This is a genomic window from Acinetobacter sp. Ac_3412, from assembly GCF_013072675.1.
GTDB lineage: Bacteria > Pseudomonadota > Gammaproteobacteria > Pseudomonadales > Moraxellaceae > Acinetobacter > Acinetobacter higginsii.
Genome location: NZ_LXUJ01000012.1, coordinates 82166 through 99117 on the forward strand (window position 1 = coordinate 82166; position 16952 = coordinate 99117).

The window sequence follows — 16952 nt, forward strand, 5'->3', positions numbered from 1 at the left end:
ATGAATTATAGCTGGAACTGGGGAGTTTTGTGGCAATCTACAGGTATCGGAGATACCACCTACCTGAACTGGATCATCACAGGTCTAGGTTGGCTGGTTGTGATTGCTGTGGTCGCCTGGAGTATTGCCCTGCTGCTGGGCAGTATCCTCGGCATTATGCGCACGCTCCCCAATAAAACCGCCAGAGCCATCGGTACCACCTACGTCACCCTGTTTAGAAATGTACCTTTACTGGTTCAATTATTTATCTGGTTTTATGTGGTTCCCAACTTTCTGCCCGCCCCGATTAAAAACTGGTGGATGAATGATCTTGGGGCCAATACCACTGCCCTGATCTCGGCCAGTATCGGGCTGGGTCTGTTCACTGCTGCGCGGGTATGTGAGCAAGTCCGAACTGGGATTGAAGCCTTACCCAAGGGACAAATCAATGCAGGTTATGCCATGGGCTTTTCCACGGCGCAACTGTATCGCTATGTCATTCTACCTCAGTCATTTCGCACCATTTTACCGCCGCTCAGTTCAGAGTTGACCAACTGTGTCAAAAACACCTCGGTCGCCTCGCTGGTCGGTGTTGCAGAAATTATTTCACAGATGAAAACCATCAGTGAATATACCCAGAATACCATCGAAATTTATACCTATGTCACGCTCATTTTTATTCTGATTAACATCTGTCTTATTTTTAGCATGAACCTGTTGGAAAAGCGTCTGCGTATTCCTGGTTTAATATCAGGAGGAAAGTAGTATGGAATGGCTAACGTCTTTTCTCAGTGACTTACAGCAGTCTGGACCTGCGCTGTGGTATGGATTCAGCATTACCTTAAAAGTCGTGGTGATTGCGACCATTGGCGGTATTGCGATTGGTACTCTCGTGGCCCTGATGCGGCTGTCATCAATCAAAATTTTAAATTGGATTGCACAGGCTTATGTGGATCTGTTCCGTTCCATTCCGCTGTTACTGGTGCTGATGTGGTTCTACTTTGCTGTGCCATTTTTTTATACCGCAATTACCGGACAATATCTGACCATTGATACCGCTTTAGTTTCAAGTATCGTCGCCTTCATGCTATTTGAAGCTGCTTATTTTTCTGAAATTGTCCGTGCAGGGATTCAGTCCATTCCCAAAGGTCAAGCTGCCGCTGCTTCTGCATTGGGCATGAGCTATGGCCAATCCATGCGACTGATTATTCTGCCACAGGCATTCAGAAAAATGACACCGTTACTGCTTCAACAGAGCATCATCCTGTTTCAGGATTCCACCATGGTCTATGCCATTGGCTTACTCGATTTTTTCAGAACAAATTATGTTCGTGGCGATTTAATGTCTCTACTCACCCAATATATTTTATTTGCGGGGCTGGTGTACTTCACGATTAGTGCTTTAGCAACATTCGCAGTGAAACGTTTACAAAGGAGGTTAAGTGTATGAGCGACAATAAAGTAATGATAGACCTCCAGAATGTCAGTAAATGGTATGATCAATTTCAGGTGCTAACCGAATGCAGTACCCAAATCTGCCAAGGTGAAGTGGTGGTGGTCTGTGGCCCATCAGGCTCAGGAAAATCAACCTTGATTAAAACCGTGAATGGGCTTGAACCATTTCAGCAAGGTAAAATCTTTGTCGATGGCGTGCCCGTTCACGAACCCAAAACGGATATGACTAAACTACGTAGTCGGGTTGGTATGGTGTTCCAGCACTTTGAATTGTTTCCTCATCTCAGCATTACCGAAAACCTGACTATTGCACAGATCAAAGTGCTTGGACGCTCAGAAGCGGAAGCCAATAAAAAAGGACTGGCCTATCTGGATCGGGTTGGACTCAGTGCCCATGCCAATAAATATCCCGCCCAGCTTTCAGGGGGGCAACAACAGCGAGTTGCAATTGCCCGTGCCCTCAGTATGGACCCGATTGCGATGCTATTTGATGAGCCAACTTCTGCGCTTGACCCTGAAATGATCAATGAAGTGCTCGATGTGATGGTGGGATTGGCCAAAGAAGGCATGACCATGATGTGTGTGACGCATGAAATGGGCTTTGCCCGTCAGGTGGCCAATCGGATTATTTTCATGGACCAAGGAAAAATCGTAGAGGACTGTTCTAAAGACGAATTTTTTGGGGCACCACGTGGAGAACGTGCACAGCAATTCCTGAATAAAATCCTGCACTAATCAGTTCTAGTTTATAGCAGAAATAAAGCAGCCAAATGGCTGCTTTATGCTGAAATGGAACAAGCAAAAATCATAAAATATACTTAAATAAAAAATAAAATAAATATTTTCAAATGCTTAAAAAAATAAGTTTGTGCTTATTTTTAACTATCCTCTACTAACATTTTTTATGATGATTTAAGAGCCAATTAAGCTTATTCACATTAAATAACACAATTGTCATCTGATTTTAATAATACGTTCCATGATTTTGAAAACACCTTTCTTCGCATTGATGAGCTTTCTATTATTGGTCAGCTTTTTCATCTTGTTGTTCGTGTTTCCAGTCGGTGGAACCATTGACATGCAACTGATCCAACCTTGGGTCAGTCAACAGGGTGGCTTCCCTTATAAAAATGATTGGTTTCTCGATAAACTTAACCATACTTACGTCAAACAACTTTTAACGCTTGTTTATGTGGTTTTTTTCTTTTTGTGGTGCGCCTCTTTTAAAGTCGAAAAGCTGAAACCACAACGTTGGCAATATGGTTATATGTTTTGGGTCAGCATGCTCTGTACAGGTATCGTAGGACTACTCAAAGCCCATTCTTATCACGCTTGTCCATGGTATATGACCCATGAAACGCCAACAGGCTTTATCTGGGATTTCTCTGCAACTGCTGGACACTGTTTTCCTGGTGGGCATGCCAGTACAGGCTTCGCACTGGTCACAGGCTATTTTGTCTATCGTTTGCATCAAACACAACGTGCTTGGTTTTATCTTGTTGCAGCAATGATTATTGGCTTTGCGATGGGTTGGGCACAGATGATGCGTGGCGCCCATTTTTTGAGTCATAACTTATGGACTGCATGGGTTTGTGTTGCTGTGAACCTTGTGTTGTATGCGCTCACTTATAAGCACCACCAAGCCATTACAAATCGCAATTGAGTACCTTTCTCGATATCCAATGTGGTAAAGTGGATGCCCGAACTTATAGAACGAGTTCGGTTGACACCCACATTAGGATTTTTCTTGCTGCCGTATGTCTGACTATCAAACTTTTTTGGAATCCACTTTAGCAACGCAATCCGACTCTATTCAGTCTTATGAACTAGATTCACGTAAAGTATGGCTTAAAAAAGCATCTGAACGTCATGGTTTGTGGTTATATACGCCTCTGAAATGGCTAGCAAAAATATTTAATCTCGGCTCCATCACCCCAGTTCCCAACCAAGGGGGATCAGCTGCAATCCAATGTGAATTCAAACGTATCCATCAGCTCAAAGCATTAGGGATTTCAACACCAAATGTATTGGCACTTTCAAAAAAAGGCATTTTGCTCGAAGATGTCGGCTCACAACGTCAAAGCCGCGTCAGCCAACTAGACCAGAAAATTGCAAGCCTTAAAGATCATCCTGAACAACAATTCGACTTATTTCATCAAGCCATTCAATCCATTCGCCAGTTGCATGGGAATGAGGGTTATTTAAGTGAAGCCTTTGCGCGGAACATTCTGGTCGATGAACAAAATCAGTTTACTTTTATTGATTTTGAAACAGATCCGCGAGATGTGCTCAGCCTGCATGACTGTTTTGTTCGTGACTGGTTACTGTTTATCTTCTCGACAGCCTATCATTTTGAATTTGAACGACTCGAGCCAGCCAGCCAGCTACTTTATCAAGCTTTACTGGATGAACCTCAAGTCTATAAAGATATTTGTAAGGTCGGTAAACGTTTAAACTGGGTATTACGCTTGAATGTCAGCAAAGTCGGCAATGATGGTAAACGCATCCAGAAATGTGTGTTATTCCTGCGCGACCTGAAACAGCAATCTGAAATCAATACTCAGTCAAATTAAGTCCTCTTTATATTCAATGCGGTTCATGATGCGCAAGTTTCTTTGGTAATCTGACCAAAACGCTCAAACCGCCTAATTCAATACTCCGAGATAAAGTCAAAACCCCACCTAAACGTTGGGTGGCTTTATCTACAATTGAAAGTCCCAGTCCACTGCCCACTTCTAAGTGATGGTGGACACGATAAAAACGTTTCAAAACTTTGTCGTATTGTTCAGGATCAATTCCATTACCACTGTCTTCGATTTGAATATAGGCAAAATCATCGGTATCGCTATAGACTGAAATATTAATAATGCCTTGATTCGGGGTATATTTAATCGCATTATCAATCAGGTTAAAAATAATCGAATGTACAGTTGATTCAAGACTCTGCATTTCAATTGGATCATTGCGTTCAAAGCCTAAATCAATCTCCTTTTGCATGGCCAAATTCACCAATTGCTCAACACAGTTGAGTGCAACATCGTTCAATCTGAAATTAGTATTGGGTTCAATCAGGCTTAGTGCAACATCCTGCTTAGCCAATGCTAAAAGCTGGGTGACTAAATGTTGAATACGGGCTAAGCCTTTACTCAGGTTTTGCAAAGCCTCATGTTCTGGAAACTGACTGATCAAAATTCGGGTTTGCAAATTCAGTGCAGTCACAGGTGTTCTAAGTTCATGCGCGGCATCGGCAATAAATTGCTTTTGCTCAGTTTGAGCATGCTGAATACGCTCAAATAAACGATTCATTTCTTCAATGGTGGGTAACAGTTCTTGCGGATAATCTTTCACATCTATCGGTGATAAACCATCCGAATCACGTTGGGTCAATTCCGTTTTAAAATCATCTAAGGGTTTTAAGCTCAAACTGATAATAAATGCTAACACCAAAATCGCAATCGGCAATAAGAGCAGATAAGGGACAAACATACTCCCGGCCAACTCCCACGCAAACGCATGGCGTACCTCTTCTTGCTGACTGACTTGAATCTGATAGTCTTTTAATGGAATCACATACACACGCCACTTTCCTTGCGGTGTGTTTTGGGTATAAAAACCAGCTTGTTTCACAGGGGGGAGCAAGAGATGGGTCTGATGCCATAAATGACTTTGATCTTTATAGGCCCAAATATCAATCAACAAATCCTCTTCATGGTAGGTTCTGTGCAACTCCACCCGACTTGCCGTTGGCGTTACTGGCTGAGAGCTGGAACGTTCCGCCATGTATTGCATTTGGGTATCTAAAATTTCATCGACCTCATGTAATGAAATTTTATATGCGGCTAAAATCAAGAAACAACCCAGCACAATACTGAAAATAGAGGTCCCCCAAATCAGTCTTTTCTTGAGTGAATAATGCTGAGTTTTTTTCATAAGTTTAAGCTTGCCCCAAACGATAACCTAGACCACGAATGGTTCGAATAAAGTCTTTTCCAAGTTTGGCTCGTAAATGGTGTACATAGACTTCAATGGTATTACTGGTCACTTCACTGTCAAAATCATACAGTTTGTCTTCCAAATTAGCTTTCGAGAAAATTTTGTTTGGATGAGAAACCATCGGGATCAGAATGGCCCATTCCCGATTAGACAGTTCAATCTGTTGTCCTTTAAATGTCGCCAAGTGCTGTTCAACATCGAGAGTCAACTCACCACTTTTTAACAATTGTGACTGGCTTTTCAATTGTGCTGTTTCTACACTGCCTCGACGTAATAACGCATTGATCCGTGCAAGTAATTCATCAAACTCATACGGCTTGATCAAATAATCATCTGCGCCTTGATTGAGACCATCGACACGATTTTGTAACTGATCTCGTGCAGAAATAATCAACACAGGTATTGAACTACGTTGACGAATCTGTCTGAGAATTTGCATCCCATCCATCAAAGGTAGGCCTAAATCCAACAAGATTAAATCAAAAGGCTGTTTGGTTAACAAAGCTAGCCCATCAACCCCGTTATTGACCCACTCCACCTCAAACTGATGATATCGCAATAAAGTCAATGTTGACTCAGCAATCATAAAATCATCTTCTATCATCAAGATCTTAGTCATGATTTCATTACACCTTATGGGTTAGGACATGTCTGCAACATGTCATTTTTAGCATTAATTACCTTGGTTTTAATATCAAGCAAACTCAGCATGGTTGGGAACAAGTTATCTTGGCTCAGCTTATTTTTACTTTGTTGTGCCAAACATTTGACTTGCTTCGCGGCTTGTTGCTGCCATGTCTGAGAGAACCACATCACCATCGGGACATGGGTTTGTTGCGTCGGTGCAATCGCATAAGGCGCACCATGCAAATACATCCCACTCTCACCTGTTGATTCACCATGATCAGACAAATACCACAAACCTGTTTGATATTTCGTTGTATTTTTTAATGTTTCAATCAATGAATCTAAAACATAATCGGTATAAAGCAAAGTATTATCATAGCTATTCACGAGTGCTTCTTGAGTACAGCCCTGAATCGCATTGGTATCACAGGTTGGTTTAAATACACGGTATTCAGCAGGTACCCGCTTATAATAGGCTGGTCCATGGCTGCCCATTTGATGCAATACCACTAAATGTGGACGGGTATCATCTTTCGGGATGGTTTCAAGATAAGCTTTTAAACTATCAATCAGAATATCATCCAGGCACTCTCCATCCTTACACCATTTCTGTTGAATTGGCTCAGGGATTTTAAATTGCTCAACACGGTCACAAGTCCCTTTACAACCCGAATTATTATCAATCCAAGTCACTTGGTAACCCGCTCGTTTTGCAATATCCAGTAGGCCTTCTCGATGACTCGCAAGACGTTCATCGTAATCTTCTCTGGGCATACCAGAGAACATACAAGGTACTGAAACTGCCGTTGCTGTACCACACGAACGCACCTGAGAAAAATTTAAAATATCCTGTTTGGCGAGTTTGGGATTGGTATCTTTTGCATAACCATTTAAAGAAAAATTTTCTGCACGTGCCGTTTCACCCACCACCAACACCATCAATTTGGGTACAGTTGTTGATGATTGCGTTGCTTGAGCATCTTCGCCATAAGTCACCAGAGGAAGATTTTCCTTAGGTGCTTTCTTTTTATAATACGATACAAATGAAGCAATCATATTTTGAGGAGAAATCATGCCTTTTAAATCGCGGTTTTCACGAAAGATTGCAGCAAAATCGACATAAAAGACAAATAATAAACCACCAACCATAGCTAAAGAAACAAGTGAAGCCACCACCTTTTTCCAAATTTGTCGAATAACAGGTTCAGGTTTTAATTTAATCAGCAAAATCACAATAATCGGCACAATCACCATACCAATGATCCAAACCAGCAAATGCCAAGACCATGTATCTTTTGCTTCAGCGATATCCGTTTGCATCAGGTTTTGAATTTGGTCTGAGGTGATCCAGACCCCTAGAGTATTAACCGCATAAGAGGCAAAACCACCAATAAAAACTAAGGCGATTGCGATTGGTTTTGCGGTCCATTTCCAATTCAAAACTTGAAAAAGAAAAGTATAGAATGCAGTTACCACACCGACTGAGGCTAAAACAAATAGTCCTGCTTTAAAACCTGTATAAGGGGTCAGTGTCTGCATCTTTTCATAAAATGCAAGATTGAGAAAAACCCCTAACCAAACTGCGAGTAACACATTGAAGGTAAGTAATGAAATGGTCTTGGTTTTGAGTCTTTTCAGCAACATAAGCATCACAATCTAAAAATAAATTTCTTAGCTTTTTTTAAGATAAGAATAAAAACTTAAAAATGACTTAAACAAAACGATAGCAACCCAACAAAATGACAGGTTAAAAATTGAGTTAATTAAGAATTGGATTAATTAAAGTATAAATAATGTCCTGTTTTTATAAATCCTTGTTGAAGCAATTCCCGATCCTTGTAGCCTAGCGTTTTATTAAAATAAATGATTCTATTTAAAGAAAAAACAATATAAACAAAAATGCCCTTTAAGCAAACTTAAAGGGCATTTTTTTAAATAAAAACAGATTAGAATTTGAATTCTAAACCTAAGCCTGCAACAGGTTGTTTATCTTTTTTGCTTGCTTGCTCAAGCGTTAGATAACCTGCATAACCATAAGTCTTAACTTGTTTGTTAAATGCATAATCTGCACCAGCGATAATTTGTTTTGCTTTAAAGTCAGCAGTATTGGTTTTAAAGCTCGTATCATTCTGGCTATATTGACCTTTCACTGTCCAGTTCTTCGCTTGAGGGATATTATATTCCGCGCCCAACAACCAACCTTGTGTGTCATCAATATTCTCTGAACCTGGCGCATTACCAGACACAGCTTCTACTTCTGAAGTCTGATACAGTGCTTTAAGGGCCAAGCCTTCAAGCGGCGTGACTTTACCAATTGCACGTACCGTATTTGCCGCTGCAAACAAGCCACCACCAGCAATTGCAGGCTCAGCAGCATTTAAGAAACCACGACCAAGGAAGGTGCTTGGAATCGCTTTGTCATAACCAAGACCAGCTACCACCAATGGATTTTCATAAGTTACAGATGCTGACCATGCATCACCTAAACCACGACCAGCAACTTTTGCGCCGCCACTGGTTGCTTTAATACCAGAAGACTCACCTGTTGCAAGTAACGCATTAAATTTAAATGCACCATCGAGTAATTTCACTGCTGGTGATTCATAAATCACTGCATTATCAATACGGTTTTCACCTGTGAAAATACCTGTGATATCAGCCTTGTTGGCAACATAGTTGTTAAAAGTATCTACAACGCTCGATAATTGTTTTACAGGCGTATCATGCTTACCAATTTTCAAAGTACCCAATTGCGCATCTTTCAAACCGACAAAACGATTACGCTGTACCCAATCATTGCTATCGCCATCAGCGCTAAAGCCCCATTCAATTGCATAAACTGCGCTTAAACGCTCAGTTAGCTTTTCATCACCTTTAAGTCCAAGGAATGAACTGTTTGAGCTGATTTCCCAAACGTCTTTGTTTGACTTCGTTGCATTTTTTTCTGGTAAATAATCAACACTGGCATCAATCTCGCCATAAAATGTTGGTGCAGCAAAAGTGGTTGTTGCAAGTAAACTAAGCACTGCTGCTGTTACAATTTTGATTTTCATTGTTTACATCCTGGTTAAATTTGTAACAAATCCTACACATTAACTTTATATGACAAAACGATTAAAATCTTATTAATTTATTCCAATTTCGACTAAAGTTTAATTTTTATACATTCAGTTATTCATTTTAATTGACTTATTTACGACAATATCCACTCTAAATTTAATATCTATATCAATTAATTATCGCAATATTTCTATATTCTTATTCACAGAAATCTCTATATTCATAAAATGATAAAATCCGACGAAAATCATTCCATTCCTATATAAGCTGAGTCATATACCCAGATTATTTGTTTCAACATACATCGTTTAAACACAAAAATTGTAATAAAAAGTGACCTTTATCTTGCTTTATTTTTCCAATAAAAGATCGGACTCATACACAGCATCGAAATGACACAGATCACCAGTAAATAATCTGCATAGCCCAGCCAATCGCCAACCATACCACTGAATAAATACAATAAACCACTGACCGTTGCCATGGTCGATACCTGAAAGGTAAAGTCCGTTCCTGCAAATTGTTTACGGCTATATTGCATGACCAGTGTCAGCATCGCGACCAGCAGCATTGCAGAACAGGCATCTTCAACTGCATTTACCACATACAACCAAAGTGGAGCAATTTGATAACGAGATTCATAGGCATAGCCGAGAATGGCATACGCCCCCAAACTTATAATTTTCAAAAATGAGAATACGATTAAACAACTTGTTCTAGAGAAATATTTTAATAATAGCCCAGCGACAGCCGCTCCCAATAATGCCGCAACCGCTCCAAACATGGTAATAAACACCCCTATCTGAGTGAAATTCAGCCCCATATCCACCATCAATGGTTTCAATAAAGGTCCTGCTAGACCATCAGCCACTTTAAAACTGATCAGTACCAACAGCCATGCTTTTAATTCTGGAGAAGACTGGAAATAATTTAAATAAGCTTTAATTGCCTGAGTAAAGGATTGAACATTCGCTTTATTGAGTGTGTCTTTGCTTTCATGTTGCGGCTCGGAATAAAATAAAACAGGCAATGTGTTTAAAAAAACCAAACCTGCCAAAGCCAGAAATGTGCTTTGCCAATCCAGCCAATCCAAACACCAAAGTACAGCTCCGCCCCCTACAATAAAACCTAAACGTGATCCGATCACTTGGAAGGTATTGCCCCAATGCTGCTGATCACTTTTGAGTAAATTGACAGCCAAACCATCTGTGGCAATATCTTGGGTTGCCCCTGTTAAATTCATCAACAAGAGTAAGCCAAAGAAAATCAGTAGATAACTCGGTTGATCCAAGGCATGGATAGGGAAAAATGAGAGAATAATCAGAATAACAACGCTGCAAAGTTGCGTCGGAATGATCCAGCTACGGTAGTGCCCGAATCCCAATAAGGCAAACCGATCCACATAAGCAGCCCAAAAAATCTTAATCGACCAAGGCAACATCAATAAGCCGAAACCACCAATATGCGCCAGCGACACCCCTTGTGCCCTTAAAATCACAGGCAATGCATGCGTCATAAAGCCAACAGGCAAGCCCTGTGCCCAATACAAAGAAAACAATAAAATGTAAATCTGTCGAAGATTAGGCATTCCGCGTTTTCCATGGCAGTACAATAAAGTCGATCAAGTATCCAATCCTTTCATCTGTAAGGCAATAAAATCTTATTTTTTGCCAATGCAGGCGCTGTCATGAGTGTTTAACATAATTGTAGTTGTCATTACATATCGTGATTTATGCCACAGCATTTTCCAGATTTACCTCCGCTGGTTCCACAACGTGGTACAGCTTATAGTCGTGCATTGTGTAAAAAACTTTTTCTCGGCCAAGGCTGGACGGTTGTTGGTGAAATTCCCAATCTACCTAAAGCTGTTGCCATTATCTCGCCACATACTTCCAACATTGACGGTTGGTATGGCTTTCTCGCTATAGGTGGCTTGGGCTTAAAAATTACGGTTTTAGGTAAAGATACTTTATTTAAACCAGCTTTGAAGCCACTTTTAAACTGGGCAGGACTCATTCCTGTTCATCGTGATAGTGCTCATGGTTTAACCGAACAAGTCGTTGCCACGATTCATCAACACGATAAAATCTGGATTGGGATGGCGCCTGAAGGAACACGTAAAAAAGCAGAGAAAATGAAAAGTGGTTTCTATCATATTGCCCATGCTGCCGGGATTCCCATCGTAATGTTTGCTTTTGATTACGACCATAAAACCATTTACTGCTTAGGTGCTTTTACCCCAACAGGTCACTATCAACAAGACTTAGAGCACATCATGCAACGTTATGTCGGACACTTCTCGCCCAAGAACCCAGATTGGCTGGCAGAACCCTTACAAAAACTTGTGAAAAAAAACTAGAAAGTTAAGGGTAAATCTGCTCTGATGTGCCCATCTTTTTGTACATTTTATCTGCACCTGATATGAAAATTGCTCGACTGTCTTGCTTGGCTGTTCTAAGTCTCGCTTTATTTGGTTGTGATCAAACAGCAAAGAAAACACCTCAAACTACGGCGATTAAAGCACGTGAACCTGTCATTGCACTCGCGTTGGGTGGTGGCGGTGCCAAAGGCTTTGCCCATATTGGCGTGATCAAGGTGTTAGAGTCACATGGCATTAAAGCCAAAATCGTGACGGGCACCAGTGCAGGGAGTTTCGTGGGCAGTATTTATGCCAGTGGACAAACCCCTTATCAAATGCAGAATCTGGCGTTAAAACTGCAAGAATCTGATTTACGCGATTTAACTTTGAATAGTCAAGGTATTATCCTCGGCCAAAAACTACAAAACTATGTAAATACGCAAGTGGGCAATAAACCAATTGAGCAATTCCCAATTCGTTTTGCTGCGGTCGCAACGCGCTTAGATAATGGAAAAAAAGCAGAGTTTATTAAAGGCAATGCAGGTCAAGCTGTACGAGCTTCTTGTAGTATTCCAAACGTGTTTGTGCCTGCGGTGATTGGCAATACCAAATATGTAGATGGTGGCTTAGTCAGTCCAATTCCTGTTAAAACAGCCAAAGATATGGGGGCTGATATTGTGATTGCCGTAGATATTTCTGCACGTCCAGTAGGAGGCAAACCTTTAAGTATGTGGGGCTTACTCGATCAAACCATTAATATCATGGGACAGCAAAGTATTAATGAAGAGTTGAATCAAGCCACCGTCGTGATTCAGCCTAAAGTGGGCCATTTAGGCGCATTAGACCTAAAATCCAGTAATGAAGCAATTTTAGAAGGTGAAAAAGCGGCTCAAGCCAAGATCACTGCGATTCGAAATGCGATTACGACGTTTAAAAACTCCCCTGCTGCCCTTAAGCCTGCGCCAAAGTCTAAATTCTAAAAATCCTCCTCAAGGGCTGTTGATCTGCATAACGACTTGCAATCCAAGCAAGATTCCTTGTGACCATCAGCCCCAAATTCCAAAAAAACAATCTTTGTATATTCATAAAGATAATGATCTGCTAGAGTGCTAAAGGTGAATATTTTTTCACCTCCACTCCGTTTAATGATGCGAGCAAATCTATGGAATTTGTAGTTGAACCTTGGCACTGGTTTGTATTAGGGATTTTACTCATTCTTTCAGAGTTAATTTTGCCTGCTTTTGCTGCATTATGGTTTGGCATAGCAGCAGTCATGGTCTGTATTTTACTGTGGCTTTTCCCGATGATGGGCTTTACCACCCAAGTCATTACTTGGGGAATTTTATCTATTTTATGCACGATTCTTTGGTTCAAATTTATCAAACCTCTCTCCATTGATAAAACCAAAGCAGGACTTCCTCGTGAAGCAACCATTGGTCAAGTCGGTATGGTGATCCAGACTGGTCTTGAACATGGACAAATTATTGTACGCTTCTCGATGCCTGTTTTAGGTTCTGATGAATGGAATTGCCGTTGTACTGTACCTGTACAAGTCGGCGATCGCGTTCGAGTCGTTGATATTTTGGGTAATGATTTAGTCGTTCAACCGCATAGCACGTCATAAATACAAAAGAGGGTTTTCAATGTCTGTCGGTACTATTGTTGTTTTAGCTTTTTTAGCTTTTATTGCTATAACCATCTTTAAAGGGGTTCGTATTGTTCCCCAAGGTTATAAATGGATTGTTCAACGTTTAGGTAAATACCATACCACGTTGAATCCTGGTCTCAATTTCGTGATTCCATATGTAGACGAAGTTGCTTATAAAATTACCACGAAAGATATTGTTTTAGATATTCCTTCACAAGAAGTCATTACCCGAGACAATGCTGTACTGGTGATGAATGCCGTAGCTTATATCAACCTGACAACACCAGAAAAAGCGGTGTACGGGATTGAAAACTATACTTGGGCCATTCAAAACCTTGTTCAAACTTCACTCCGTTCAATCGTTGGTGAAATGGATTTGGATGATGCGCTTTCTTCACGTGATCATATCAAAGCGAAGTTAAAAGCAGCCATTTCTGATGATATTTCAGATTGGGGCATTACCCTGAAAACGGTTGAAATCCAAGATATTCAGCCATCTCACACCATGCAAGCTGCGATGGAAGCTCAAGCGGCGGCTGAGCGTCAACGTCGTGCGACGGTGACTAAAGCAGATGGTGAAAAACAGGCTGCGATTCTAGAAGCGGATGGTCGTTTGGAAGCTTCGCGTCGTGATGCAGAAGCACAGGTTGTTCTTGCAGAATCTTCACAACGTGCGATTGAAATGGTCACGACAGCTGTCGGTGATAAAGAAATCCCTGTTGCTTACTTACTCGGTGAGCAATATGTGAAAGCGATGCAAGATCTTTCTAAATCTAGCAATGCAAAAACTGTGGTCCTTCCAGCGGATGTACTCAATGCCATTCGTGGAATTATGGGCAAACACTAAGTCCTGTTTCCAATCAAAATAAAGCAGCGTTATCGCTGCTTTATTTTTTATACATTCTGAATTCGCTTTCGATCTTTAAGTGGGAGTTTTCCCACCACTAAATCATAAGAATCTTTAATCAGGTCTTGCAGCAAATCTGCGGTGATCTCTGGACGACTTGCAATCGAAATCCAGTGTTTCTTATTCATATGGTAGCCTGCCGAAATCGAAGGATAAAGTTCCTGATATTCCAAACTTTTCTCAGGCTCGCATTTAATCGTCACCAGCAACTTGCCAGAATAAGCACCAATCAACATAAATACCTTATCAAAGACCTTAAAGACCTCACAGTCTGGACCAAAAGGTTGTGATTGGATGGAAAAAGCCAGTTGTTGTCCATATTCAAGCGCACATTGTTCTAATTGATCGTCATTCATAAAGTGATGCTCTGTTGTTATTTCTATGGATCATCTATTTATCTTAGATTCACTTTTATATTAAAACAATGATTTATAAACTGCTTAAATCTATTCTGTTGATCATCTTAAGGTATATACCGACTCCAAAAATAAAGACCATACAAGGATGGTCTTTTATAACACTCAATAATTGATCAAAGCTGACGAAAGATTAACTTTTCCGAGCCAGTAAAAACTGCGAAATTTCGACCAGCTCTTTGGCATCAGCACCAAAATAAGCCAAGGCTTCAAAGGCTTGATCATGTAAAGTTTGTGCATAAGCCTGTGCTTGTGCTAAGCCCATCAACGATGGATAAGTTGATTTCTGAACTTGCTCATCTTTACCCGCAGTCTTACCTAAAGTCTCAGTGCTTGCCGTCACATCTAGAATGTCATCTTGTACTTGGAAGGCTAAACCAATCGTTTGCCCAAATTGGCGTAATTTAGGAATTGCCTGATCAGTCCCATTAAAAATGGTCACCGCACCCATCATAATTGCTGCTTGAATCAAAGCCCCTGTTTTATTACGGTGAATATTTTCCAATTCAGCTTGATCAACTTGTTTTCCTTCCCCTTCAGCCTGTAAATCCAATACCTGGCCACAAACCATTCTTGAACTTGCTGTTGCCAAGATTTGCACTTGTTTTAAGACAATGGCAGCTTCAGTTCCTTGGCCCTGCTCATCAAACAAACGGCTGCCCAAAATCTCAAATGCCATCGACTGCAAAATATCACCCGCCAATAAGGCCGTATCTTCACCAAATGCAACATGACAGGTTGGTTGTCCACGACGTAGTAAATCATTGTCCATGCATGGTAAATCATCATGTGCCAACGAATAACAGTGTATCAATTCAACCGCAACTGCGGCACGGCGTGCTGCTGCAAAGTTGTGATTCGGCTGTAATGACGCTGCTGCATAACAGAGTGCAGGACGAACCCGCTTACCACCTAACATCACGGTATGATGAACGGCTGCTTTTAAAGGTTCTGGAATTGAAAATGCAGCCAATGCTGTCAATAAATCTTGTTGAATACGTTGTTGAGCTTGTTTTAGAACATCCGCATTAACTTGAGAGATAGATGACACAGTTGTTGCCTCAGGAAATCTGAATGGAAGAGTAAAATGACAAGACTTGCCAGAATTGCCACATCATAACATTATTTATCTCATGAAATTGTGTTTGTATTTTTAATAGACCTAAAATAATAAGGCCTTCAAATGAAGGCCTTACCTATAAAACTCAAAAAGAAAATAAACTAGAAGGTATCCCCTGGTACACGAACCCAGCCTTCCATCAACACACGCGCACTGCGACTCATAATGGCTTTTTTAACAGACCACTTACCATCAATCAATTCAGCTTGAGCACCCACACGTAAAGTCCCAGATGGATGACCGAAACGAACGGCTTCACGCTCACCGCCACCGGCAGCCAAATTCACTAAGGTTCCTGGAATAGCGGCTGCCGTACCAATCGCAACTGCTGCCGTTCCCATCATGGCATGATGTAATTTTCCCATCGACAAAGCACGTACCAATAAGTCCACATCACTGGTCTCGACGGGTTTACCACTTGATGAGGTATAGCTCTTTGGTTGTGATACAAAAGCAATTTTAGGCGTATGCTGACGCGCAGCTGCTTCTGAAATATCTTCAATCAAACCCATATGTACTGCGCCATAAGCACGAATTTTCTCAAAACGTGCTAAAGCTGCAGCATCACCATTAATCTGATCTTGTAATTCTGTACCTTGATAACCAATATCTTCTGCATTGAGGAAAATGGTCGGAATACCTGCATTGATAAATGTGGCTTGGAATGTGCCAATTTCAGGAACAACCAGTTGATCCACAACGTTTCCTGTCGGGAACATATCGCCGCCTTCTTCGCCATCATCAGCCGGGTCTAAAAATTCAATCTGAACTTCAGCTGCGGGGAAAGTCACACCGTCCAGTTCAAAATCACCTGTTTCCTGAACTTGACCATTGGTCACAGGAACATGTGCAATAATGGTTTTTTGAATATTCTTCTGCCAGATCCGTACCGTACAAATCCCATTTTCAGGAATACGCGCTGCATCGACCAAACCATTTGAAATGGCAAAGGAACCCACTGCTGCGGTTAGGTTGCCACAGTTACCACTCCAGTCGACAAACGGCTGATCAATTGATACTTGACCAAATAGATAATCAACGTCGTGTTCTGACTCAGAACTTTTTGCCAAAATTACCGTTTTACTGGTGCTTGAGGTCGCCCCACCCATGCCATCAATCTGTTTGCCATAAGGGTCTGGACTGCCAATCACACGGAGAAGAAGTTGATCACGTGCCTTGCCCGCTATTTGTGCCGCTTCAGGTAAATCATCCAGTTTGAAAAACACACCTTTACTTGTCCCCCCACGCATATAGGTTGCTGGGACTTTTATTTGCGGTACTGAGCTCATGTCAATGTCTTCCTTTTATCATATTCTTGGTGCAGATTGGTTTTGAATCTAAAGGTACTGCACGGCCATCAAAAATACCATACGACCAATGGTTTTGGG

At 41.1% G+C, this 16952-nt stretch carries 17 protein-coding genes; 9 read left to right on the forward strand and 8 right to left on the reverse strand.

Translation table 11 applies throughout. The features are described 5' to 3' along the window. From A7P54_RS15685 to A7P54_RS15705, 5 genes are all read left to right on the forward strand, one after another. Positions 1–744, forward strand: a complete 744-nt coding sequence (locus tag A7P54_RS15685) for an amino acid ABC transporter permease (protein WP_171550123.1) — start codon at positions 1–3, stop codon at positions 742–744. A 1-nt stretch (position 745) separates the two neighbouring features. Further along, on the forward strand, positions 746–1429 hold the full coding sequence (locus A7P54_RS15690; protein WP_171550124.1) for an ABC transporter permease subunit: 684 nt from the start codon (positions 746–748) through the stop codon (positions 1427–1429). A 14-nt stretch (positions 1430–1443) separates the two neighbouring features. Beyond that, on the forward strand, positions 1444–2169 hold the full coding sequence (locus A7P54_RS15695; RefSeq protein ID WP_171068244.1) for an amino acid ABC transporter ATP-binding protein: 726 nt from the start codon (positions 1444–1446) through the stop codon (positions 2167–2169). A gap of 244 nt (positions 2170–2413) precedes the next feature. Further along, the gene (locus A7P54_RS15700; protein ID WP_171550125.1) at positions 2414–3097 is read left to right on the forward strand and encodes a phosphatase PAP2 family protein; all 684 of its coding nucleotides are present in this window, start codon (positions 2414–2416) and stop codon (positions 3095–3097) included. A 94-nt stretch (positions 3098–3191) separates the two neighbouring features. Then, a complete protein-coding gene (locus tag A7P54_RS15705) occupies positions 3192–4007 on the forward strand; it encodes a serine/threonine protein kinase (RefSeq protein ID WP_171550126.1) in 816 nt (271 codons plus the stop codon). Positions 4008–4020: 13 nt separating this feature from the next. Here A7P54_RS15705 and A7P54_RS15710 read toward each other — a convergent pair whose 3' ends face one another. From A7P54_RS15710 to A7P54_RS15730, 5 genes are all read right to left on the reverse strand, one after another. After that, positions 4021–5364: an ATP-binding protein gene (locus A7P54_RS15710; RefSeq protein ID WP_005205968.1), complete on the reverse strand. Its 1344-nt coding sequence runs from the start codon at positions 5362–5364 to the stop codon at positions 4021–4023. Positions 5365–5368: 4 nt separating this feature from the next. Continuing rightward, a complete protein-coding gene (locus A7P54_RS15715) occupies positions 5369–6046 on the reverse strand; it encodes a DNA-binding response regulator PmrA (RefSeq protein ID WP_016162748.1) in 678 nt (225 codons plus the stop codon). A gap of 14 nt (positions 6047–6060) precedes the next feature. Further along, a complete protein-coding gene (locus A7P54_RS15720; RefSeq protein WP_171550127.1) occupies positions 6061–7698 on the reverse strand; it encodes a phosphoethanolamine--lipid A transferase in 1638 nt (545 codons plus the stop codon). Positions 7699–8000: 302 nt separating this feature from the next. After that, the gene (locus A7P54_RS15725; protein ID WP_004803055.1) at positions 8001–9107 is read right to left on the reverse strand and encodes a porin; all 1107 of its coding nucleotides are present in this window, start codon (positions 9105–9107) and stop codon (positions 8001–8003) included. Between the two features lie 347 nt (positions 9108–9454). Continuing rightward, on the reverse strand, positions 9455–10702 hold the full coding sequence (locus A7P54_RS15730) for an MFS transporter (RefSeq protein ID WP_171550128.1): 1248 nt from the start codon (positions 10700–10702) through the stop codon (positions 9455–9457). A 144-nt stretch (positions 10703–10846) separates the two neighbouring features. Between A7P54_RS15730 and A7P54_RS15735 the strand changes: the two genes are divergently transcribed. The 4 genes from A7P54_RS15735 to A7P54_RS15750 all read left to right on the forward strand — a co-directional run bounded on the left by A7P54_RS15735 (position 10847) and on the right by A7P54_RS15750 (position 13968). Then, positions 10847–11473, forward strand: coding sequence for a 1-acyl-sn-glycerol-3-phosphate acyltransferase (locus A7P54_RS15735; RefSeq protein ID WP_004803051.1), 627 nt, complete (start codon positions 10847–10849; stop codon positions 11471–11473). 62 nt (positions 11474–11535) lie between these two features. Then, positions 11536–12453 carry a patatin-like phospholipase family protein gene (locus A7P54_RS15740; RefSeq protein ID WP_004803049.1) on the forward strand — a complete coding sequence of 306 codons (918 nt, stop codon included), beginning with the start codon at positions 11536–11538 and terminating at the stop codon, positions 12451–12453. 182 nt (positions 12454–12635) lie between these two features. Continuing rightward, positions 12636–13097: an NfeD family protein gene (locus A7P54_RS15745; RefSeq protein ID WP_004803047.1), complete on the forward strand. Its 462-nt coding sequence runs from the start codon at positions 12636–12638 to the stop codon at positions 13095–13097. A gap of 19 nt (positions 13098–13116) precedes the next feature. After that, positions 13117–13968 carry a stomatin-like protein gene (locus A7P54_RS15750; protein ID WP_004803045.1) on the forward strand — a complete coding sequence of 284 codons (852 nt, stop codon included), beginning with the start codon at positions 13117–13119 and terminating at the stop codon, positions 13966–13968. Between the two features lie 47 nt (positions 13969–14015). On the opposite strand, the gene A7P54_RS15755 is transcribed toward A7P54_RS15750, so the two are convergent. The 3 genes from A7P54_RS15755 to prpF all read right to left on the reverse strand — a co-directional run bounded on the left by A7P54_RS15755 (position 14016) and on the right by prpF (position 16853). Then, entirely contained in the window at positions 14016–14384 is a 369-nt protein-coding gene (locus A7P54_RS15755; protein WP_171550129.1) for an MmcQ/YjbR family DNA-binding protein, read from the reverse strand. A gap of 193 nt (positions 14385–14577) precedes the next feature. Then, positions 14578–15495, reverse strand: coding sequence for a polyprenyl synthetase family protein (locus A7P54_RS15760; protein WP_004803041.1), 918 nt, complete (start codon positions 15493–15495; stop codon positions 14578–14580). Positions 15496–15665: 170 nt separating this feature from the next. Further along, positions 15666–16853, reverse strand: coding sequence for a 2-methylaconitate cis-trans isomerase PrpF (gene prpF, locus A7P54_RS15765; protein ID WP_004803039.1), 1188 nt, complete (start codon positions 16851–16853; stop codon positions 15666–15668). Between the last annotated feature and the right edge of the window lie 99 nt (positions 16854–16952).